This window comes from Cryobacterium sp. MDB2-A-1 (assembly GCF_004402675.1).
Lineage (GTDB): Bacteria > Actinomycetota > Actinomycetes > Actinomycetales > Microbacteriaceae > Cryobacterium > Cryobacterium glucosi.
This window is the reverse complement of sequence record NZ_SOFK01000028.1, coordinates 449853-471963: the sequence shown is the minus strand read 5'-3', so window position 1 is coordinate 471963 and position 22111 is coordinate 449853. Positions and strand designations below refer to the sequence as shown.

Annotated in this window: 19 protein-coding genes; 8 read left to right on the top strand and 11 right to left on the bottom strand. The window is 68.3% G+C overall.

From position 1 onward, the window contains the following. Complete coding sequence (locus E3O39_RS11465; protein WP_134447998.1) at nucleotides 1–2154, top strand: 3-hydroxyacyl-CoA dehydrogenase NAD-binding domain-containing protein; 2154 nt, start codon at nucleotides 1–3, stop codon at nucleotides 2152–2154. A gap of 90 nt (nucleotides 2155–2244) precedes the next feature. Here E3O39_RS11465 and E3O39_RS11460 read toward each other — a convergent pair whose 3' ends face one another. From E3O39_RS11460 to dut, 8 genes are all read right to left on the bottom strand, one after another. Next, nucleotides 2245–3222, bottom strand: a complete 978-nt coding sequence (locus tag E3O39_RS11460) for an aldo/keto reductase (RefSeq protein WP_134448118.1) — start codon at nucleotides 3220–3222, stop codon at nucleotides 2245–2247. Nucleotides 3223–3334: 112 nt separating this feature from the next. Beyond that, nucleotides 3335–4252 carry an NAD-dependent epimerase/dehydratase family protein gene (locus E3O39_RS11455; RefSeq protein ID WP_134447996.1) on the bottom strand — a complete coding sequence of 306 codons (918 nt, stop codon included), beginning with the start codon at nucleotides 4250–4252 and terminating at the stop codon, nucleotides 3335–3337. A gap of 55 nt (nucleotides 4253–4307) precedes the next feature. Then, nucleotides 4308–6263 (bottom strand): 1-deoxy-D-xylulose-5-phosphate synthase, encoded by a 1956-nt coding sequence (gene dxs / locus E3O39_RS11450; protein ID WP_134447994.1) that lies wholly within the window; start codon nucleotides 6261–6263, stop codon nucleotides 4308–4310. 111 nt (nucleotides 6264–6374) lie between these two features. Continuing rightward, nucleotides 6375–9194: an aconitate hydratase AcnA gene (gene acnA / locus E3O39_RS11445; RefSeq protein WP_134447992.1), complete on the bottom strand. Its 2820-nt coding sequence runs from the start codon at nucleotides 9192–9194 to the stop codon at nucleotides 6375–6377. A gap of 187 nt (nucleotides 9195–9381) precedes the next feature. Beyond that, nucleotides 9382–11763, bottom strand: coding sequence for an HAD-IC family P-type ATPase (locus tag E3O39_RS11440; protein WP_134447990.1), 2382 nt, complete (start codon nucleotides 11761–11763; stop codon nucleotides 9382–9384). 37 nt (nucleotides 11764–11800) lie between these two features. Further along, entirely contained in the window at nucleotides 11801–12559 is a 759-nt protein-coding gene (locus E3O39_RS11435; RefSeq protein WP_134447988.1) for a DUF3159 domain-containing protein, read from the bottom strand. Nucleotides 12560–12593: 34 nt separating this feature from the next. Next, entirely contained in the window at nucleotides 12594–13223 is a 630-nt protein-coding gene (locus tag E3O39_RS11430) for a DUF3710 domain-containing protein (protein WP_134447986.1), read from the bottom strand. Continuing rightward, nucleotides 13220–13708, bottom strand: a complete 489-nt coding sequence (gene dut, locus E3O39_RS11425) for a dUTP diphosphatase (RefSeq protein WP_241975429.1) — start codon at nucleotides 13706–13708, stop codon at nucleotides 13220–13222. Before dut ends, E3O39_RS11430 begins: the two co-directional genes overlap by 4 nt. Before the next feature lie 38 nt (nucleotides 13709–13746). On the opposite strand from dut, the gene E3O39_RS11420 reads away from it, so the two are divergent. Next, a complete protein-coding gene (locus E3O39_RS11420; protein ID WP_134447982.1) occupies nucleotides 13747–14202 on the top strand; it encodes a DUF3093 domain-containing protein in 456 nt (151 codons plus the stop codon). Nucleotides 14203–14211: 9 nt separating this feature from the next. Here the strand turns inward: E3O39_RS11420 and E3O39_RS11415 are convergent, their stop codons facing one another. Further along, nucleotides 14212–14505 (bottom strand): DUF4193 domain-containing protein, encoded by a 294-nt coding sequence (locus tag E3O39_RS11415; RefSeq protein ID WP_134447980.1) that lies wholly within the window; start codon nucleotides 14503–14505, stop codon nucleotides 14212–14214. Nucleotides 14506–14703: 198 nt separating this feature from the next. Between E3O39_RS11415 and sepH the strand changes: the two genes are divergently transcribed. The 4 genes from sepH to E3O39_RS11395 all read left to right on the top strand — a co-directional run bounded on the left by sepH (nucleotide 14704) and on the right by E3O39_RS11395 (nucleotide 18536). Beyond that, nucleotides 14704–15819: a septation protein SepH gene (gene sepH / locus E3O39_RS11410; RefSeq protein ID WP_134447978.1), complete on the top strand. Its 1116-nt coding sequence runs from the start codon at nucleotides 14704–14706 to the stop codon at nucleotides 15817–15819. A 154-nt stretch (nucleotides 15820–15973) separates the two neighbouring features. Then, nucleotides 15974–16276 carry a hypothetical protein gene (locus E3O39_RS11405; RefSeq protein WP_241975428.1) on the top strand — a complete coding sequence of 101 codons (303 nt, stop codon included), beginning with the start codon at nucleotides 15974–15976 and terminating at the stop codon, nucleotides 16274–16276. 45 nt (nucleotides 16277–16321) lie between these two features. Then, nucleotides 16322–17494, top strand: coding sequence for a winged helix DNA-binding domain-containing protein (locus E3O39_RS11400; RefSeq protein WP_134447976.1), 1173 nt, complete (start codon nucleotides 16322–16324; stop codon nucleotides 17492–17494). A 58-nt stretch (nucleotides 17495–17552) separates the two neighbouring features. Further along, a complete protein-coding gene (locus E3O39_RS11395) occupies nucleotides 17553–18536 on the top strand; it encodes an aromatic acid exporter family protein (protein WP_241985050.1) in 984 nt (327 codons plus the stop codon). Nucleotides 18537–18592: 56 nt separating this feature from the next. Here E3O39_RS11395 and E3O39_RS11390 read toward each other — a convergent pair whose 3' ends face one another. Then, complete coding sequence (locus E3O39_RS11390; RefSeq protein ID WP_134447972.1) at nucleotides 18593–19156, bottom strand: YceI family protein; 564 nt, start codon at nucleotides 19154–19156, stop codon at nucleotides 18593–18595. Nucleotides 19157–19300: 144 nt separating this feature from the next. Here E3O39_RS11390 and E3O39_RS11385 point away from each other — a divergent pair, with 144 nt between their 5' ends. Further along, nucleotides 19301–20092: an oxygenase MpaB family protein gene (locus E3O39_RS11385; RefSeq protein WP_134447970.1), complete on the top strand. Its 792-nt coding sequence runs from the start codon at nucleotides 19301–19303 to the stop codon at nucleotides 20090–20092. Nucleotides 20093–20146: 54 nt separating this feature from the next. Continuing rightward, nucleotides 20147–21529, top strand: a complete 1383-nt coding sequence (locus E3O39_RS11380; RefSeq protein WP_134447968.1) for a DUF2252 domain-containing protein — start codon at nucleotides 20147–20149, stop codon at nucleotides 21527–21529. 13 nt (nucleotides 21530–21542) lie between these two features. Here E3O39_RS11380 and E3O39_RS11375 read toward each other — a convergent pair whose 3' ends face one another. Further along, entirely contained in the window at nucleotides 21543–22079 is a 537-nt protein-coding gene (locus E3O39_RS11375; protein ID WP_134447966.1) for a hypothetical protein, read from the bottom strand. Nucleotides 22080–22111: the final 32 nt, after the last annotated feature.

Sequence of the window (22111 nt, the reverse complement as noted above, 5' to 3'; positions counted from 1 at the left end):
ATGACCGACTACACCGCACTCGATTTCTCCGAACTCGTCGCCCTCTCCGGTGACGAGGTCGTCACGCATTCCTTCGTGCGCGACATTCCCCTGTCCGGGGCGCGCACGCTCGCCCTCGTCACCCTGGACAACGGCAGGGACCACACCCGTCCGAACACCCTCGGTCCGGTCACCCTTCTCGAGTTCGCCGCCACCCTCGACGCCCTCGCCGAGCGGGCGGCACGCGGTGAGATCCACGGCGTCGCCGTCACAGGCAAGCCGTTCATCCTCGCCGCAGGCGCCGACCTCGGCAAGGTCAGCGAGATTCCCTCGCTCGCGACGGGCAAGCTGCTCGGCCAGCTCGGCCACCACGCCCTCGGGAAGCTCTCCACGCTCGGTGTGCCCTCGTTCGTCTTCATCAACGGGCTCGCACTCGGGGGCGGTCTCGAGATCGCCCTCAACGCCGACTACCGCACGGTCGACGCATCCGTCGCCGCCGTCGCCCTCCCCGAAGTGTCCCTCGGGTTGATTCCCGGCTGGGGCGGCTCCTACCTGCTGCCGAACCTGATCGGCATCGAGAACGCCCTCACCGTGATCATCTCGAACCCGCTCAAGAACCGGGTCCTCAAGGCCACCGACACCGTCGAGCTCGGCATCGCCGATGTGCTCTTCGGGTCCGCGGCATTCCTCGAGCATTCCATCGCCTGGGCGGACGGCGTGATCGCCGGCACGACGACGGTCACCCGGCCGAACAAGCCGGGAAAGATCGAGCGCCTCGTGAAGTGGGACGCCGCGATCGGAATCGCCAGGCGGATGCTCGAAAGCCGGATCGGGACTGTCGCGCTCTCCCCGTATATCGCACTCGACCTGCTCAAGGCCGCCAAGAGCGGCACACGCGAGGAGGGCTTCGAGCGCGAGGACGATTCCCTCGCCGCGCTCATCGCCGGCGACCAGCTCCAGGCCAGCATCTATGCGTTCAACCTCGTGCAGAAGCGCGCCAAGCGCCCGGCCGGTTCTCCGGACAAGAAGCTCGCGCGCCCGATCACGAAGGTCGGCGTCATCGGTGCCGGCCTGATGGCGAGCCAGTTCGCCCTGTTGTTCGTTCGCCGCCTGCAGGTGCCCGTCGTCATCACGGACCTCGACCAGGCCCGCGTCGACAAGGGCGTCGCGTACATCCACGGCGAGATCGCGACGCTGCAGTCCAAGGGCCGCATCACAGCGGACGAGGGCAACCGGCTCAGGGCTCTCGTGACGGGCACGACGGACAAGGCGAGCTTCTCCGACGCCGACTGGGTGATCGAGGCCGTGTTCGAGGAACTCGGCGTCAAGCAGGATGTCTTCGCCGAGATCGAGAAGTACGTGTCGCCGGAGGCGATCCTCGCGACGAACACCTCGTCTCTCTCCGTCGAGCAGATCGGTGCGAAGCTCGCCCACCCGGAGCGCCTGGTCGGCTTCCACTTCTTCAATCCGGTCGCTGTGATGCCGCTCATCGAGGTCGTGAACACCCCGCAGACGAACGAGACGACCCTCTCGACCGCGATGGTGATCGCGGGCAAGCTGAGGAAGAACGCCGTGATCACGCGTGACACCCCCGGCTTCGTGGTCAACCGCATCCTCGCGAAGCTCCTCGGTGAGGCCATGCACGCTGTCGACACCGGCACCCCGTTCGAGGTCGTCGACGGCGCGATCGCGCCGTTCGGACTCCCGATGACGCCGTTCGAGCTCCTCGAACTCGTCGGGCTCAAGGTCGGAGCGCACGTCCTCGACACGCACCATGCCGCGTTCCCCGACCGGTTCTTCGAGAGCGACAACCTGCACCGGCTCGCCGAGCACGGCAAGATCCTCGAGCGCGATGCCAAGGGAAAGGTCACGGGCTTCGACAAGACCGCGAAGAAGATCGTCGCCGGCGGCACGACGCCGATGACGGGCGAGGAGATCCTGCGACGCATCGAGGACGGACTCGCCGACGAGATCAAGCGGATGCTCGACGACGACGTCGTGCACGCGGCGGAGGACATCGACCTGTGCGTGATCCTCGGGGCTGGCTGGCCGTTCCAGATGGGCGGGGCCACCCCGTACCTCGACAGGGTCGGCGCGAGCGAGCGCGTCTTCGGCGGCACGTTCCACACGCCGATGATCCGCGGAGTCTCGTCGGAGGTTCCCGTAGCCCTCTAGCGTCCGCTGCCCGCCTGAGTTGCGCAAAAAACACCCTCGTCGAGTCGGCGAGGGTGTTTTTTGTGTGGCTCAGGCGGGGAGGCGCCCTGGTTACCTGTTGACCCCTGACATGTCGGCGTAGCGGTCGCCCGCGGGGGCGTCGAGCGCGCCGAGGGTGGCGAGCTGCGCTTCCGTGAGGATGAGGTCACCGGCGGCGACGTTCTTTTCGACCCTGGCGACCCGCTTGGTCCCGGGGATCGGGGCGATGTCGTCGCCCTGGGCCAGCAGCCAGGCGAGCGCCACCTGGGCAGGGGTCGCGTCGAGTTCCGCAGCGACGGCATCCACCTGTTCGACGATGCGGATGTTGGCGGCCAGGTTCTCGCCCTCGAACCGAGGGTTCGAGCGGCGGAAATCGCTCGCGTCAAGCTGGTCGAGCGAGCGGATGGTCCCGGTCAGGAAGCCGCGACCGAGCGGCGAGTATGGCACGAAGCCGATGCCGAGCTCGCGCAGGAGTGGGAGAAGCTCCTTCTCCGGGTCACGGCTCCACAGCGAGTATTCGGTCTGCAGCGCCGTCACGGGGTGTACGGCGTGCGCGCGGCGAATCGTGTCCGGTGCGGCCTCCGAGAGCCCGTAGTGGCCGATGACGCCCTCCTCGATGAGTTCGGCGAGGGCGCCGACGGTCTCCTCGACCGGGACGCCCGGGTCCATCCGGTGCTGGTAGTACAGGTCGATGTGGTCGGTTCCGAGTCGGGACAGGGAGCCATGCACCGAGAGGCGCACGTTCTCGGGGCTGCCGTCGAGGCCCCTGCTTCCGTCGCCGCGGTGCAGGATGGTGCCGAACTTGGTCGCGACGACGACCTCGTCGCGCCGGTCGGCAAGTGCTTTTCCGAGGAGTTCTTCGTTGAGGTACGGTCCGTAGATCTCCGCGGTGTCGAAGAGCGTGACGCCGAGGTCGATCGCGCGGTGGATGGTGCGAATGGACTCCGCTTCATCCGTTCCGGCACCGGAGTAGAACGCGGACATGCCCATGCAGCCGAGTCCGAGCCGGGAGACGATGAGGCCGGTGCTTCCGAGAGTGATGTTCTTCATGCTGGAGAGAGCCTTTCCGATTCTGAGTGGAGGGAGGTCGTCGCCGACCTCGGGGATCGAGACCGTGCTGGGCGGGGTGGGCATGCTGCAACCCTAAAACCTCGAGGGCGGTTCAGGGATGACGGATGCCGACGCCGGCGAGGAGGGAACGGTACCCCTCCCGATAACTCGGGTAGGCGAAGCGGAACCCGCTCGCGAGCAGGAGGGCGTTGCGACAACGCTTGTCGCCGCCGCGAGGTCCGGGCGACGCCCGGCCCGCTGACCCGACGGGACTCGCGGGACTGTCGGCCGACTCCCCCACCACTGTCGATGCGCGGCTCGCGAGACCGACCGGATCGGGAACGCCGAGTTCTGCGGCGAGGAAGGCGAGGACGTCACCGCGCCGCGCGGGAAGGCTGTCCGCGCCGAGGTAGAGCGGCGCGGGCTCCGCGTCGCCGGTCACGAGGTGCACGATGGCCGCTGCCGCGTCGTCCCGATGGATGCGGTTGGTGTGGCTGGACAGGCCCTCCGCAGCGGTCGTCCCGTCGCGGACCTGGCCGATCAGGCGTTCCCTGCCGGGCCCGTAGATCCCGGCGAGCCTCAGCACGGTGGCGCCGGGCAGGCGGCCGCGCAGCAGGTCCTCGGCTTCGAGGAGCACGGCACCGGTCCCGGACGAGGGCACAGCGGGAGTTCCCTCGTCGATCCAGCTCCCGTCGTTCACGCCGTACACGGCGGTCGAGGACACGAGCAGGAAGCGGCTCGGTTCGACGCCCGCCGCATCGAGGGCGTCGAGGAGGTTGCGCAGGCCGTCCACGTAGGAGGTGCGGTAGGCATCCGCGGTCGGGCCGGCCGCGGCGATCGCGACGATCACGATGTCGGTATCGGCGGGGACCACGGGCCGCTCACGGGTGAGGTCGACGGCCTGGCCCTCGATCGCGAAGGGAAGAACGCCCGGCGACCTGCGCAGCCCGACGACGCGGTGTCCGAGTGCCGCGAGCCGCAGCCCGACCTCGGTTCCGAGATCGCCGCAGCCCGCGATCATGACCGTCATCGGCATGCCCCGTCGCGCATACGCGGTGCGGGCGAGCCGGCCCAGGGTCGCCCGGTCACTCCGCGCGGCCGCCGCGCATCGTGATCGATCCCGTGTCCGTTCGATCGGCGGGGAGCGGCCGCGCGTGCGGGAGCTTGCTGCCGAGCACCATCGCCACGACGTCGCGCGCGATGTGCTGTGGCGTGAGGCCGACCCGTTCGAGGATCTCGGCGCGGGTGCCGTGGGCGAGGAATTCGTCGGGCAGTCCGAGTTCGGTGACGGCCGTGTCGACGCCGGCCTCGCGCAGGTCCTGGCGGATGCGCGTGCCGATTCCCCCGACCCGGATCCCGTCTTCGATGCTCACGACGAGGCGGTGCTCAGCGGCGAGCCCGACCAGGCTCCTGGGCACAGGGACGACCCAGCGCGGGTCGATGACGGTCGCGCCGATCCCCTGCGCTGACAGGCGCCTGGCGACGTCGAGGCCCATGGCCGCCATCGGTCCGACCGTGACGATGAGCACGTCTTTCTGCGTCGATTCGAGGAGAACGTCGACGCCGTCGTCGAGGCGGGCCACAGCGTCGAACTCGACCCCGGTGCTGCCCTTCGGGAAACGCAGCACGGTCGGTCCGTCCTCGACGGCGACGGCCTCTCCGAGCTCCTCGCGGAGCCTGGTCGAGTCGCGCGGCGCAGCGAGACGGATGCCGGGGACGACCTGAAGGATGGCAAGGTCCCAGATGCCGTGGTGGCTCGGCCCGTCCGGGCCGGTCACGCCCGCGCGGTCGAGGACGAAGGTCACCCCGGCCTTGTGCAGGGCGACGTCCATCAGGACCTGGTCGAAGGCGCGGTTGATGAAGGTCGCGTACAGGGCGACGACGGGGTGCAACCCGCCGAAGGCTAGGCCGGCGGCGCTCGTCACGGCGTGCTGCTCGGCGATGCCGACGTCGTGCACCCGGTTCGGGAACCGTTCCGCCATCCGGTGCAGCCCGGTCGGACGCAGCATGGCCGCCGTGATCCCGACGATCCGCTGGTTCTCGGTCGCGAGGTTCAGGAGTTCGTCGGCGAAGACCGAGGTCCAGGACGGCGCGCCGGGGGTCTCGGTCGACTCCCCCGTCTCCGGGTCGATCTGGCCGACCGCGTGGAACTGGTCTGCGGTGTCCTGCATGGCAGGGTTGTAGCCCTTGCCCTTCTGGGTGATCGTGTGCACGATCACCGGCGCACCGTAGTTCCTGGCCTGCTGGAGCGCCTCGAGCATCGCTTCCATGTCGTGCCCGTCGACCGGGCCGATGTACTTGATGTCGAGGTTCGAGTACAGCGCCTCGTTGTTGGAGAATCGGGCGAGGAAGCCGTGCAGCCCGCCGCGGACACCGCGGAAGAACGCACGGGCCGGTGCGCCCATGTTGTCGAAGGCGCGGCGGCTGCTCAGGTAGGCCGCGTGATAGCTGCTGCGGGTGCGCACGGTGTTGAGGAACCGGGCCATGCCGCCGATCGTCGGGGCATAGGAGCGGCCGTTGTCGTTCACGACGATGATCAGGCGGCGGGTGTTGTCGTCGCTGATGTTGTTGAGCGCTTCCCAGGTCATCCCCCCGGTGAGCGCACCGTCTCCGACGACGGCGATCACGTGCCGGTCGCTCTGCCCGGTCATCTCGAAGGCGCGGGAGATGCCGTCAGCCCAGGACAGCGAGCTCGAAGCGTGGGAGCTCTCGACGATGTCGTGCACGGACTCCGAGCGCTGCGGGTACCCCGCGAGGCCGTCCTGCTGGCGGAGGCCGCTGAAGTCCTGGCGGCCGGTCAGGAGCTTGTGCACATAGGACTGGTGCCCGGTGTCGAAGACGATCGCGTCGCGCGGCGACTCGAAGACGCGGTGGATGGCGATGGTCATCTCGACCACGCCGAGGTTCGGCCCGAGGTGCCCGCCGGTCTTGGAGACCTCGCTGACCAGGAAGCCGCGTACTTCCGCCGCGAGCTGGACCAATTCTTCGAGCGAGAGGCGGTCGAGGTCACGCGGCCCCGTTATGGTCTCCAGCAGGCTCATCGGCAACACCTTTCGAGTACGACGTCGCGGGCAGAAAGGAACCGGCGCGTAGCTTCAACAGGAGTTGAGTCTACGCGCCGGTCCCGAACGGTTACCCGGTAATCGTGCCGGTTACGCGACCAGTGAACGAAGAACGTACTGCAGGATGCCGCCGTTCCGGTAGTAGTCGGCCTCACCGGGCGTGTCGATGCGGACCACGGCGTCGAATTCGACGGTCGCCTTGCCCGCTGCCGAGTTCTCGCTCGGGGTCGCGGTCACGTGGACCGTCTTCGGGGTGACGCCGGCGTTGAGTTCCGTCAGGCCCGCGATCGAGACGATCTCGGTGCCGTCCAGTCCCAGGGACGCCCAGCTCTCGCCGGCCGGGAACTGCAGCGGGACGACGCCCATGCCGATCAGGTTCGAGCGGTGGATCCGCTCGAAGCTCTCGGTGATGACGGCCTTGACTCCGAGGAGGCTGGTTCCCTTGGCCGCCCAGTCCCGTGAGGAACCGGAGCCGTACTCCTTGCCGCCGAAGATCACGAGCGGGATGCCGGCGGCCTGGTAGTTCTGGCTCGCGTCGTAGATGAACGACTGCGGCGCGCCCGCGACGGTGAAGTCGCGGGTGTAGCCGCCCTCGACGTCGTCGAGGAGCTGGTTGCGCAGCCGGATGTTGGCGAAGGTGCCGCGGATCATGACCTCGTGGTTGCCGCGGCGCGATCCGTAGGAGTTGAAGTCGCCGCGGGCGACCCCGTGCTCGACGAGGTACGCTCCGGCGGGGCTGTCGGCCTTGATGTTGCCTGCCGGGCTGATGTGGTCGGTCGTGACAGAGTCGCCGAGCTTCGCGAGCACCCGGGCGCCCACGATGTCGCTCACCGGGGTGGTCTCGAGCGTCATGCCGTCGAAGTACGGGGGCTTCCGCACGTAGGTGGACTCGCTGTCCCACTCGAAGACTTCGCTGTCTGGCGTCGGCAGGGAGCGCCAGCGCTCGTCGCCCTCGAAGACGGCGCCGTACTCCTTCGTGAACATCTCGGTGTCGATCGAACTGTCGATCGTCGACTGCACCTCGGCGGAATCCGGCCAGATGTCCCTGAGGAACACCGGGTTGCCCTCGGTGTCGTCGCCGAGGGCATCCGTCTCGAAGTCGAAGTTCATCGAACCGGCGAGGGCGTATGCGATCACGAGCGGCGGGCTCGCCAGGTAGTTCATCTTGACGTCCGGGCTGATCCGGCCCTCGAAGTTGCGGTTGCCCGAGAGAACGGCCGTGACGGCGAGGTCGTTCTCGTTGATCGCGGCGGACACCTCGTCGATGAGCGGACCGGTGTTGCCGATGCACACGGTGCAGCCGTAGCCAACGGTGTAGAAGCCGAGGGCTTCGAGGTCACCGGTGAGGCCGGCCTTCTCGTAGTAGTCCGTGACGACCTTGGAGCCCGGTGCGAGGGTCGTCTTGACCCACGGCTTGCTCGTGAGGCCCTTCCTGACGGCGTTGCGGGCGAGGAGCCCGGCCGCGAGCATGACGCTCGGGTTGGACGTGTTCGTGCAGGAGGTGATCGCGGCGACGGCGACGGCCCCGTGGTCGAGGGTGTAGCTCGCCCCCGCGGCGGTCTCGATCGCGACCGGGCTGGAGATGGTCCGCGGCGGGTGGCTCACGTGGGTGTGCGAGATCGCGTGGGCGCTGCTCTCGTCCTGGGCGGTGAACCCGATCGGGTCGGAGGCGGGGAAGGTCGCCTCGACGGCGGCATCGACCTGGGACAGGTCCTGGGTCGCGTAGCTCTGCAGGTCGGTCTCGAACTGGTCCTTGGCGCGGCTGAGCTCGACCCGGTCCTGCGGACGCTTGGGACCGGCGATCGAGGGGACGACGGTACCGAGGTCGATCTCGAGGTACTCGCTGAAGACGGGCTCACGGGCCGGGTCGTGCCAGAGGCCCTGCAGCTTCGCGTATGCCTCGACGAGGGCGACCTGTTCCTCGCTGCGGCCGGTGAGGCGCAGGTAGCCGAGGGTGACATCGTCGATCGGGAACATGGCGGCGGTCGAGCCGAACTCGGGGCTCATGTTGCCGATGGTCGCGCGGTTGGCGAGGGGAACCTCCGCGACGCCTTCTCCGTAGAATTCGACGAACTTGCCGACAACGCCGTGCTTGCGGAGCATCTGCGTGATGGTGAGGACGACATCCGTCGCGGTGACGCCGGTCGGGATGGAGCCGGTGAGCTTGAAGCCGACGACCTTGGGGATGAGCATGGAGACGGGCTGGCCGAGCATGGCCGCCTCTGCCTCGATGCCGCCGACGCCCCAGCCGAGAACGCCGAGACCGTTGACCATGGTCGTGTGCGAGTCTGTACCGACGCAGGTGTCCGGGTAGGCCTGCAGCACGCCGTTGACGACGCGGGTCATCGTGACGCGGGCGAGGTATTCGATGTTGACCTGGTGGACGATGCCGGTTCCCGGCGGGACGACCTTGAAGTCGTCGAAGGCGGTCTGGCCCCAGCGCAGGAACTGGTAGCGCTCGCCGTTGCGCTCGTATTCGATCTCGACGTTGCGCTCGAGGGCGTTCTCGCTGCCGAAGAGGTCGGCGATGACCGAGTGGTCGATGACCAGTTCGGCGGGTGCGAGCGGGTTGATCTTGTTCGGGTCGCCACCGAGCTCTGCGACGGCCTCGCGCATCGTGGCGAGGTCGACGATGCAGGGCACGCCCGTGAAGTCCTGCATGATCACGCGGGCGGGCGTGAACTGGATCTCGGTGTCCGGTTCGCTCGTGGGAACCCAGGCGCCGAGGGCGCGGATGTGATCGGCCGTGATGTTGGCGCCGTCTTCGGTGCGGAGGAGGTTCTCCAGCAGCACCTTGAGACTGAACGGCAGCAATTCGTAACCCTGCACCGAGTCCAGGCGAAAGACCTCATAGTCTGTCGCTCCGACGCGGAGGGTGTCCTTGGCTCCAAAACTGTTTAACGCAGACACGATGCCCTCTCCTTTGTGGAAACTGACGGGAATCCGTCCGCAGTCCCCAATCCTGACGAACGGACCAGCGCAAGGCCAGCAAGGGTAACCTAACCGGCGGCGTCACCGAACGATATCACCGTCAAACTATCTTGACGTAGAGATAACTCTAGCAGGGAGCGGCTGCCCGGTCTTCCCCTGGCGCGCCCTATTCGCGGTCGAAAACGAGACCGGTGCGCCGCGCATGCCGGTACATGAGCTCGATGCCCGCCGCTCCGAGCGCCCCGATGCCGATCCCGAAAAGCAACGGGAGGTCGAGGCGCACGTCGATGACGAAGAACGCCCGGGTGAACGGGATCGTGCACGCGAGCACCATCGCAGCGGCCATTCCCGTGACGAGGGCGAGACGGGGACCCGTGAGCGGCCGGGCGAGCACGCAGAGAATCCAGAGCGAGACGACGAAAAGCGCGATGGTCGTGACGCTCCGCGCCTCGTGGAGCGGAATCCTGCCGTAGAGGAAGAGGAACGTCACGAGGGCCGTCGCCGCGGCGATGGCGCCTGTCGGCACGGCGTAGCGGAGGATGCGGCGCAGGACCCCCGGGGTGTAGATCCGCCGGTTGGGCGCAAGCGCGAGCACGAACGAGGGGATGCCGATCGCGAGGCCGGAGACCAGCGTGAGCTGCCGGGGCAGGAACGGGAACGGCAAGGCGAGCAGGGAGGTCGTCAGGGCGATCAGGATGCCGTAGACCGTCTTGGACAGGAACAGGTTGGCGACGCGTTCGACGTTGGCGATGACCCTGCGACCGAGGCCGAGCACCTCGGGGAGGCGGTCGAAGCGGTTGTCGAGCAGGACGAGGCGCGACGCCGCCTTCGTGGCAGGGGTCGCAGACCCCATCGCGATGCCGAGGTCGGCGTCCTTGATCGCCATCGCGTCGTTGACGCCGTCCCCCGTCATCGCGACCGTCCGCCCCTGTCCCTGCAGCAGGGCGACGGCCGTCCGCTTCTGCTCGGGGCTGACCCGTCCGAACAGGCTCGTCGTTTCGAGCGCGGCCGCCAGTGCTTCGTCATCGTCGAGTTCTGCAGCGTTGACCGTCTCGCCGGCCACGCCGAGGCTGCGCGCGATCGCGGCGACCGTCACGGGGCTGTCCCCGGACATGACGATCACGCGCACCCCCTGCGTCGCGAAGTACCGCAGGGTCTCTGCCGCGTGCGGGCGAACCGATTCGCGGAACACCACGAGGCACACCGGTTCGAGGCTGGAGTGCTCCGGGTCGATCGCCGTGTCGAGGGGTGTCGTCCCGTCCAGGCGCACGAGCGCGAGGGTGCGGTGTCCCTCGGCGGCGATAGCGGATGCCGCCTCCAGCGATTCGGGGTGCGCCGCGAGCAGCCGCTCGGGGGCCCCGAAGAGCCACGACGAACTGCCGCGCCCGGGAAGGTCGAGGGTGATGCCGCTGAACTTGCGGGCGGAGCTGAACGGGAGCCGGGCGCCCACGACGGCCGCCCCCGGTTCGAAGTGCAGCCCGAGCACCCGCGCGGTGAGGTTCGCCGCATCGTCCGTGCCGATCAGGCCGAGCACGAGCCGGGCATCCGCTTCATGCGCCGCCGACTGCACGACGAGCCTGTCGAAGTCGAGCGTGCCGCTCGTGAGGGTGCCGGTCTTGTCGAGGCAGAGCACGTCCACCCGCGCGAGCACCTCGACAGCGGCGAGTTCCTCGATGAGGACCTTGTGCCTGGCCAGCTGGATGGCGGCGAGGCCGAAGGCGAGGCTGATCAGGAGGACGAGGCCCTCGGGGATCATGCCGACGACGCCGGCCACCGAGTCGCGGAGTGCGCTGCGCCACGGAGCATCCGGCCCGGTGAAGAGCGCGTCGAGCCCGCCGTATGCCGCGATGCGCCCGATCAGGGTGAGGAGGATCACCGGGCCGAGCAGCCACGACAGCAGCACGAGGATGCGGTTGGTCGCCGCCCGGAGCTCGGAGTGGACGAGGGAGTGCCGCTTGATCTCGGCGGTGAGCCGGTTCGCATACGAGTCAGCACCCACGAACGTGAGCCGCGCGTAGCCGGAGCCGCCCGAGATGTACGAGCCGGACAGGAGTTCGTCGCCGACGACCTTGACGACCGGATCGGACTCCCCGGTGAGGAGGGACTCGTCTGCGACGAGGTCGTCTCCGTCGAGGACGACGGCATCAGCGGGCACCTGGTCGCCCGGCCGGAGGATGAGCACGTCGTCCTGGACGACCAAGCCGAGCGGGACGATGTGCGCGAACCCATCGCGCTTGACCGCGACTTCGGGAACCGCGAGGAGCGCGAGGCGGTCGAGCACGAGCTTCGCACGGACCTCCTGCACGATCCCGATCAGCGCGTTCGCGACGACGACGAGGTAGAAGAGGCCGTCCCGGTAGTCGCCGAGCACGGCGACGGCGATGAAGCACACGGTCAGGATCGCGTTGAACAGGGTGAAGACGTTCTCCCGCAGGATGTCCGCCACCGTGCGCGACGTCGACTGCCGGACGTCGTTGCCGCGACCGTCCGCGAGCCGCTCGGCGACCTCGGCGCCGCTCAGCCCATCGTGAACCCCCGCGCCGGTCATGAAGCTGCGCCGGTCACGACGCTGCTGTGGTCATGGATCAGTTCCCGGATTCACCGTCGGCGGGCGGGCTCGGACGGTAGACGGACCGCACCATCAGCCACGACACGATGAGGAGCGGCGCATACAGCGGGATGCCCATCAGGAGCTTGGTCGCGCCGAGCCAGGCGACGTTGCCTGCGTAGTACAGCGGGAGTTCCACGGCGAGGCGCAGGAGGAACAGCCCTGCCCAGAGGGCGGTCAGCAGGGTGAGCACCCGGCGCTTGGACGGGTCGGACCGCCAGTTCACGCCGTCGCCGACCAGGAAGCCGACGGCGAGGCCGATGAGCGGCCACCCCACGATGATCGAGATCACGAGGGCTCCCCCGTACACGCCGTTGATCCAGAACCCGGAGAGGTAGAAGTCCTCTGCCTTTCCGGAGAGCAAGGCGAGCACGGCGCTGATGCCGATGCCGACGAGTCCGCCGACAGCCTGCGTCACGGTCTGCCTCGCCGCGACACGCAGGCCCGCCATCACGACACCGATCACGATCGGGGCGACGAGGGACGGAACCAGGGCCCGGGTCAGGGTGTATGTGACGAGGAAGACGAGCCCGGGCACCACGGCCTCGACCAGGCCGCGGATGCCGCCCATCGCTGCGAGCAGGGCGTGGCCGCTGATCGGCTCCCCCTCTGCCGCGGGCGAGAAGCCGGCACGTCGCGCCGCAGCGGCCATGCCGTCGGCGAACACGGCCTTCGGGGCCGGCTCCACCGGGTCGGGGGTCTCCGGCTCGTCGCGGGATGCTGGGGTGTCCGTCATGTCGGGGCGATCTTCCTGGCGGGAACGGGTGGGGTCAGGCGTCGGACGGTTCTGCGGGGCCGGCGGGCGTGACCGGCATGCGCAGCGGGATCAGGTCGCGCGGCGGCATCGGTGCGGACCCCCGCACGACGACGATGCTGCGGAAGAGGTCCTCGATCTGCGCGGCGGCGTCCGGGTTGATGGCGCCTTCGCCCGCGATCACTCCGCGGAGGAACCAGCGGGGGCCGTCGACGCCGATGAAACGGGCCAGCCTGCTGGTTTCGGAGGCGTCCTGGCCGGTGGCTACTGGGATCTCCGCGACGAGCTCCGGACCGAACGGTCCTTCTCGCAGCGTCGTCGTGCCGCCCTGCTTGCCGATCTGGTCCGCGATCTGGTCGCGGATCTCGTGCCACAGCCCACTCGACCGCGGTGCGGCGAACGGCTGGACCTGCAGGGTCGAACCGGCGTAGTCCAGGCCGATGGCCACGACCCGCTTGCTGCCCTCTTCGATCTCGAGGCGCAGGTGCAGGCCCTCGCGCGGCAGGACCTTGACGCCGCCGAGGTCGACGTACGGTCGCACCGGGTTCGCCTCGCTCTCGTCGAGGGGCCCCTCTGTCTCACGGTCCTCCGGCGCCGACTTGGGCAGTGGTTCCGGGAATTGGTCCGCATTCGCGACGTCGGTCACGGGGTGTCTCCTGACATTGGTGAGCCGGCGGTCTGCCGGCCGTTTCCCGATTCACTCACACCCGTTGATCCGAAGCCGCCCGCGCCGCGCTGGCTGTCTGGCAGCCGGTCGACGGGAATGAAAGCGGCCCGGGAGACGGGCGTGATGATGATCTGGGCAATGCGATCGCCCACGGCGATCGCAAAAGATTCGGTCTGGTCGGTGTTGAGCAGCGAGACCTTGATTTCGCCCCGGTAGCCGGCATCGACGGTACCCGGCGAGTTCACGATCGTGATGCCGTGCTTGGCCGCGAGGCCGCTGCGGGGCACGATGAACGCCGCATAACCGTCCGGGAGGGCGATCGACACGCCGGTCCCGACCAGGGCACGCTCGCCGGGGGCAAGAACACGCTCTTCAGCCGAGTGCAGATCTGCTCCGGCGTCGCCCGGATGCGCGTACCGCGGAACGATGGATGCGGTTATCAACACTTCGACGCTTTCTGCCACGTGTCGAGGGTAGTGCAGAAGTCTGATCGAATAGAGCCATGCCTGAATATCGTGAAAAACTCTGGGCCTCACCAGCCCCATTCCTCGCGACCGCACTGCTGATGCCGGCGAGCATCCTCGTTTTCGCACCGATCTCGATGCTCTGGGGAATCATCATCGCCATCGTGCTCTACGGTGCCGCTATCCTCACGCTGCTGCTGACTGCTCCGGTCGTCTCCGTCGCGGACGGTGTCTTCACGGCGGGTCGCGCGCGAATAGGAACGGAGCTGATCGGGGAGGCCGTGCCCTTCGAGGCCGCAGAAGCGACGCTCGAGCGCGGGCGCAGGCTCGACGCGCGGGCCTGGCTGTTGATCAGGGGCTGGATCGGTCCCGTCGTGCGGGTCCCGATCGAGGATCCCCAGGATCCGGCACCGTACTGGCTCGTCTCGACACGCCACCCAACGACGTTGGCCGCCGCGATCAATGGATCACGACGGCCGGCATCAAGTAACTAAAACGCGCTTTTAGGAGTCGCACTCCAGGCAGACCGGGCCGAGCTTGGTCTCGTGCGACATCTGCGAGCGGTGCTTCACGAGGAAGCACTCTACGCAGGTGAATTCATCGGCCTGCGGGGGCAGGACGACGACATCGAGGTCGAGGTCGGACAGATCGGCACCGGGTAAATCGAACCCACCGGGGTTGTCTGAGTCGTCTACATCCACGACGCCAGACATCTTGTCCGGTACGCGCTCCTTGAGGGCCTCAATCGACTCAGAGTCGTCTTCGGACTTTCGGGGTGCGTCGTAATCGGTTGCCATGCCCATCCATTCATTCATTTAATGCCGATTAACGAAATCAGCGGGCACAGTTTGCAACAATCCCGAAGGAATAGCAAACTCTCGCCGCTGATAACTTCGGCTGAGTGGTCAACTTACGGCACGCCCGGCGTATTCCCCGGAATGAGGGGCGTTTCATGACAGTGTTGGCCAATCAGTGATCGCGAGAGGGCTTTCGCCATGCAGGATTTGAAGGTAATCGGAGTAGAGAACGGCGCGCTGCTTGCAGCGAGCGAGGATGGTGACCGTTTTCGGATCCCCATCGACGAGGTTCTCCAGTCCCGGCTTCGCCAAACCCAGATAGAACACACCCCGAAAACAAAGCTGTCGCCGCGGGACGTACAGGCGCACATCCGTTCCGGCATGTCGGCTGAGGACGTCGCCGCCGTGACGGGAGCCCCGATCGACTTCGTCCGTCGCTTCGAGGGTCCGGTTGTCGCCGAACGCGAGTACATCGTCTCGTGCGCCCTCGGCGTGCCCGTCCACACCGCGATCGAGCCCGATCCCGGAGAGGGATCCGCGACGTTCGGCGGCGTCATCCGCGAGCGCCTCGCCTCCCTCGGGGCAACGGACGAACGTTGGGCCAGCTGGAAGGAACCCGGCGCCGGCTGGATCGTCAAGCTTGCCTTCACCGCGGACGACATCGACCACGATGCCCGCTGGTCCTTCGAACCGAAGAAGAACGCGCTCTCCCCCCTCGGCAACGAGGCCATCGCACTCTCCCAGCAGGGCGAGCTCAAGGGCGCGCTCATCCCCCGCCTCCGCGCGGTCGGCGCAGAGACGAGCCCCGCCGACGTATCCCGCTTCGACAGCGGCGCATTCACGTTCAAGGAGTCCCTGCCGGACGAGCTCATGAACGACACGGCGCCCCAGCTGGATCCGATCCCCTATTCCCGCTCGGCCGGAACGACGGAGGCCGTGTCCAAGGCGGCGATCAAGCGTGCCGCAGAACCGCCCAAGAGCCTGAGCGAGACCGCGGACCTGCTCGAGTCCCTGCGCCGCCGCCGCGGCGAGCGTGAAGCCGCCGTCCTCGGCTCAGGCACCCCCGTCCCGGACTCCCGGGGCGAAGCGCCGGCACCGGGCGGACCGCGACTCATCGACGACCCGGCCCAGGCATCCGTCGCCGATACCCCGGTCGAGGCCCCGCGTACGGACCCGACCCGCAACGCCTGGGCCTCCCAGGCGGCCACCGGGCAGCCGCGCAACACCGGCAACCTCGGAAAGCGTGGACGCGCCTCGATGCCGAGCTGGGACGAAATCGTCTTCGGCGCCCGCACCGACGACGACCTCGCCTGAGCGCTCACCCCCTCCTCCTCCCCCCGCTTCCGTTCTCCGCGGGCGGGGACCCGGCCCGGCCACGATCCGACTTCGTCGCCGTGGCTGGTATTCGGCGAGCCTCGTTGTTATAGTTTTATCGAACATACGTTCGATACGGCAGGCGAGGTGATCAGTGGTCCCGATCGACGGGCAACACCCTGAACCCGTCACGGTCCAGACGAACAGCCGGGGAGAACCCCGCCGGATCTTCTGGCGCTCGCGGCGATTCCGGGTGACGGACACGCCGACCGCCCTCGTCGGCACGGCGGACTGGTGGCGCCCCTTCGCACCGAACACCTTCGGTGTCGGGCATCCGCCGCTGTGCATCGCCGGCTGGCGGTTCCAGGCGACGGCGGAGGACGGCGAAACGCACGTCTTCGACGTGCGCCATGCGACGGAAGACGACGACTGGTTGCTGCTGCGGACCTTCGACTGACCCGGCCGGTTCCACAGTGTCCCCGCCCGGCGTCATACTGGCCGCATGCCCACGCGTGCCTCCCGCTCCGATGTCCTGCGCCTCCGACTGGTGAGCCACGGGCTTTCCGGGCCCGCAGGAGAGGCCGGCGGGCCGGACGGCCCGCTCGCCGTGGTCGAGCGGATGCTCGCGGTGCAGGCCCAGGACCTTCCCGCGGCGAGCTGGGCGCTCGGGGTGCGCTCCCCAGGCACCGTCGCCGCCGACGTCCTGTCCGCGCTCGATGCCGGGTCGATCGTGCGCTCGTATCCGATGCGCGGAACGCTGCACCTGGTCGCCGCGACCGACGTCCGGTGGATGCTGGACCTCACCGCCACGAGGGTGCTCGCATCGATGGCGACCAGGCAGAGACAACTCGGGCTCGACGACACCATCATCGCCGCGGCCGCTGAGGCGGCCACCGGCCTCCTCTCCGGCGGCAGGCGCCTCAGCCGCACCCCGTTCCTCGCCGGGCTGCGGTCCGCGGGGATCAACCCCGACGGCCAGCGCGGCTATCACCTGATCGCCGCGCTCGCGCTCGCGGGGCTCGTGGTCTGGGGTCCCAACCAGGACGGCCAGCCTGCGCTCGCCCTGCTCGGCGAGTGGGCGCCCGCGCAGCGCCGCCTCGACCGAAGTGAGGGACTCGCCGAGTTCCTCGTCCGCTACCTCGATGGCCACGGCCCCGCCACCCTGCGCGACTTCGCGGCGTGGACCCAGCTCACGGTCGCTGACACCCGGGTCGCTCTCGCGGAAGCCGGCGACCGGCTGGAGGAGCTCGAGGTGGACGGCGAGACCCTGCTCCTCCCCGCGGCCACGGAACGCGGCACCCTCGGCTCACGACCGGCACAGCGCACCCCCGTGCTCGCGCTGCCCGGCTTCGACGAGTACCTGCTCGGCTACCGCGACCGGTCGTACGTCGTGGACGACGCCGATTTCCCGCGGGTCGTCCCCGGTCTCAACGGGATCTTCCTGCCGCTCATCGTCGCGGACGGGCGCGTGATCGGCACCTGGCGGAAAGAAACCACGCGCACCAGGGCGGCCGGACCTATCGTCGCGGTCGAGGCTGCGCCGTTCGGCACCCTCACCGCACGGCGAACCACCGGCTTCGCCAGGGCGATCCGCGACTATTCCGCCTTCACCGGACTTCCCACGACGATCACTCCCCCGACTGCCCCTTCCGCTCGAGCGGGCACGATATCCTGAACGGGTGAGAATATCGGCCCGCGTTCGATCCTCGAGCCGGATTCCGTTGCTCCAGGCTGTGAAGACCTCCCTCGCCGTCATGCTCGGCTGGGTGCTTTCGCAGGGACTCCTGCACACTGAGCTCCCGATCTTCGCCGCGATCGCGGCGCTTCTCGTCGTGCAGCCGAACATCAACCAGACCCTCGGCCGGGCGATCGAGCGCAGCCTCGGCGTCGTCGGCGGGGTGCTCGTCGCCTATGGCGTCGGCGTCGCATTCGGCAAGTCGAGCTGGATCGTGCTGCTCGCGATCGTATTCTGCATCCTGCTCGCCTGGGCGCTCCGCCTGGCCCCGAGCTCGGCGAGCCAGATCCCGATCAGCGCCATGATGGTGCTCTCCATCGGAGCCACGACGCCGGAATACGCCAGGGATCGCATCATCGAGACGATGATCGGCGCCGCGGCCGCACTGTTCGTCAACGCGCTCATCGTGCCGCCGGTGCTGCTCGCGCCCGCGCACGAGACGGTCATCCGCCTCGCTCGCGAGGTCGCGGACACCCTGGACCGCATCGTCGACGCGCTGCGCTTCCCGCAGACGCAGACGCAGATCGAGGAGATGATGATCAAGGCGCGGCTGCTCAGGCCGATGCTGAACAAGGCGGAGAAGGCCCTCAAATCAGCGGAGGAGAGCCTGACCCTGAACCCGCGCCACACCACGAACCGACGCCTGCTCGACGTCGACGAGGAGTTCTACAACCGGCTGACCTCTCTCGTGACCCGTGCGATCGGCATGACGAGGTCGCTCAGGGACCACTACGACCATTCCCTGCATCTCGAGCCGACGGTGCTCGCGATCACCGTCGAGCTGAGCCGCTCCGCGCACGACCTCCGGCTCCTCGCTGCGGAGGCGGACTATCCCGATCGGGATCACCTGCCCGTCGCGGTGGAACCGCCCGCCCTGACCGAACCGCTCCTGATCATGACGCCGCATCCGCAGCACTGGATCCTGATCGGATCGCTCATGGAGGACCTGCGGAGGGTCCGCGAAGAGATCAAGGGCGAGTAGTAGCCCCCAAAAAGGGGCCCCACCGAAGTGGGACCCCTTTTCACGAACCGGGAAGACTACGCCTGGTTGAGGACGGCCTGCAGCTCGATCGTGATGGTGACCTTGTCACCGAGGAGGAAGCCGCCGGTCTCAAGCGCTGCGTTGTAGTTGAGGCCGAAGTCGGCGCGGGTGATCTCGGTCTTGGCCGTTGCACCGGCCTTGTAGTTGCCGTACGGGTCGGTGCCGAAGCCGCCGAACTCGAAGTCGAAGGTGACGGGCTTGGTGACGCCCTTGATCGTGAGGTTGCCGTCGACGAGGAACTCGCCCTTGACTTCACGGACACCGGTGGAGACGAAGTCGATCGTCGGGTAGGTCTCGGCCTCGAAGAAGTCGCCGGTGCGGAGGTGGCCGTCGCGGTTGGCTTCGTTGGTGTTGATCGAAGCGACGTCTGCCGAGGCGGTGACGACGGAGTCGAGGGGGTTCTCGCCGGTGACGAAGGTCGCTGCGAAGGTGTCGAACGTGCCCTTGACCTTGCTGATCATGATGTGGCGGATGCTGAAGCCGACCTCGGAGTGGGTCGGGTCGATGGTCCAGGTTCCGGCCTTGTAGCCCGGGATGGTCGTCGCGGTGGTTTCGGTCATGATGCTCCTCAAGTCTGCGTGACGGATGGATCGCCGCCCTCGGATACATGCAAGCGCATAGAGAGCGGGATTATTCCGGATCGGGGAGAAACTCCCGAAATACTTTTGCCGGACTACACTCGGCCATCACAGGGGAGGCCGGTCATGCTGCAGCTTCGGGACATCGCGGGCGAGGCCGTCATGCTGCTCGCGGGCGGTCGCTCCATCCTGCTCCAGCTCGCGGATCCGGCGATCGGGCACGGGGTCGCCCACCACAGCGATTTCGAGAACCGGCCGCTCGACCGGCTGGCCGGCACCCTGAGCTACGCATACGCCGTGACCTGCGGGACTCCCGATCAGGCCAGGGCTGCGGTCCGGCGGGTGAACCGGGCCCACGTTCCCGTCGTCGGCGCGGCAGCCGGCGGGGCGCCAGCGTACAACGCCTTCACGCCCGAGCTGCAGCTCTGGGTGGCCGCGACGCTCTACGACTCGGCCGTCGGCATGTACGAACGGGTGTTCGGAGCGTTCGACGAAAGCACCGCCGAGTCCCTGTACCGGGAATACGCGGTGCTCGGCACGGCCCTGCAGGTCCCCGAAGCGCTGTGGCCGCGCGATCGGGCGGCCTTCGCGACCTACTGGCAGGAGAGGCTCGATGGGCTCCGGACGGATGACACCACCCGGGAGGTCGCCAGGCGGCTCCTGTACCCCCGCAGCGGGCCGCTGCTGTTGCGCCTGGCCATGCCCCTCGCCCGCCTGGTCACCGTCGGACTGCTGCCACCCTCCGTGCGCGACCTGTTCGACCTGAGCTGGTCTCCTCGTCGGCAACGCCGCTTCGACCGGATGCTGCGCCTCACGATCCGCGTCTACCCGCTGCTCCCGAGGCGCGCGCGGCACTGGCCGCGCGACCACTACCTCGGCTCCCCCGCTCCGTCAGCCGCACGGATTCGTGTTCGCTGATCCGTTTCGCTGATCCGTGGAACGCCGCGTTTGCCGGGGCGATACACTCTCGCCATGGACAGCACGACGGACACCGTTCGCCCCACGACGACGCAGCATGAAGAGCTGGGCCGTGCAGCTCGGATGCGGCTGCCGCGATCGTCGCTCGCCGCCTGGGAGGCCCCGGCGAATCGCTCCGATCCGGTGGACCTGCTCCTGGGCCAGGCGAGCACGAGAGACCCGTCCCTGATCCCGCTGCGGCATGCCCGGATGGGCGTGTCACCGTTCACGTTCTTCCGTGGAACGGCGCTCGTGATGGCGCGGGACCTCGCCGCGCTTCCGGACACGGGGCTCGGCACCCAGCTCTGCGGTGACGCGCACCTGTCCAATTTCGGCCTGTTCGCGAGCGAGGACCGCCGCGTCGTCTTCGACGTCAACGATTTCGACGAGACCTGGCGCGGACCCTTCGAGTGGGACGTGAAGCGCCTGGCGACCTCGTTCGTCCTCGCCGCTGCCGACGCCGGCCTTCCTGCCGAGATCGGCAGGGCTGCTGCCCTCGAGGCCGCGCACAGCTATCGCAGCACGATCGCGGACTATTCGAGCATGCCCATCATGCGCGTCTGGTACGACCGGATGGAATCGAGCCACGTCGAAGCCATCATCTCCGCGTCGACGGGCAAGACCGGTCGCCGCGCGGTCAGGGACAGCGTCGCCAAGGCGGAGACCCGCGACACCTGGTCCGTCGTGCGCAAGCTCACCCGGGTGGTGGACGGGCACCGGCGGTTCCTCGACCAGCCGCCGCTGCTGACCAGGATCCCGCTCGCCGGCTCGACGGCCGAAATCGTCGAGGCGACCTTCGCCGCCTATCGCGCATCGCTCAACGAAAGCCGCAGGCGCCTGCTCGACCGCTTCCACATCATCGACTTCGCCCACAAGGTCGTCGGGGTCGGCAGCGTTGGCCTGTACTCCTGGGTCGTCCTGCTCGAAGGGATCGGACCGGAAGACGTGCTCGTGCTCCAGCTCAAGGAGGCACAGCGATCGGTGATCGACCGGAGTGATACGGCGACTGGGTCGAACGCGGGGCCCGCCCATGCCGGCCAGCGCGTCGTCGAGGGCCAGCGCCTGATGCAGGCCTCGGGAGACGTGTTCCTCGGTTGGGCGACGACCCCGCTCGGCGGGCAGTACTACGGGCGTCAGCTGCGCGACATGAAGTGGTCGCCCGATCCTGCGACGTTCACCGCGGCAGGGCTGCTCGCCTATGCCCGGCTGACCGGCACGACACTCGCGCGCGCCCACGCCCGCTCCGGAGACCCGGTGCCGATCGCCGCCTACCTGGGCCTGGGCGGCAAGGCCGACAGGGCGTTCGCCGACTTCGCGGTCGCATACGCGGAGCAGGCCACGGCGGACTACGCCGGTTTCGTCGCCGCGATCAGGTCAGGGCGCCTCGTCAGCGCTTAGTGGAAACCGTCGCCTAGAAGAAACCGTCGGGCGTGCCCGCCGCCTTGGTGACCTCATCGGTGCCGATGTGGGCTGCGGTGAGCTTGGCCATCGCCACGCGGAGTCCCGATTCCATCTGGGCAGCCCAGACCTCGGTCTCCCGGCTCGACGCGTCCGCGACGTCGGCCCGCTTGATCGCGGTCTCCTTCTCGGCGCGCTCGTTCTTGACCTGCTGAATGCTCAGGGTGATTCCGTAGTACGCCGCGACCATCGACGCGATCGGAGTCGCGAAGACGGCGAGGGCGTTGATGCTCTCGCTCGAGACGCCGACGAGGATCATCACGACGAACGCCAGTCCGAGCATCCCGATGGCGGCGAGCACGACGAGCGCAGTGCGCGACGCGCCGCTCCCGCTGGCCGAAACGGCGGATGCCGGCCGAGGCTGCTTCTCCGGCGGGGCCGAGATCGCCCGGGACCCGGTCTCCGTTCCAACGACCGGGGTCACGGCCGTGTTGTCACCCGTGTTGTACGGGGTGGTGCGGTTGAAGTTCTCTGTCGGAAAATCAGTCATGGTGGTACTCCGTCATCCCTGTGGTTTCGGCA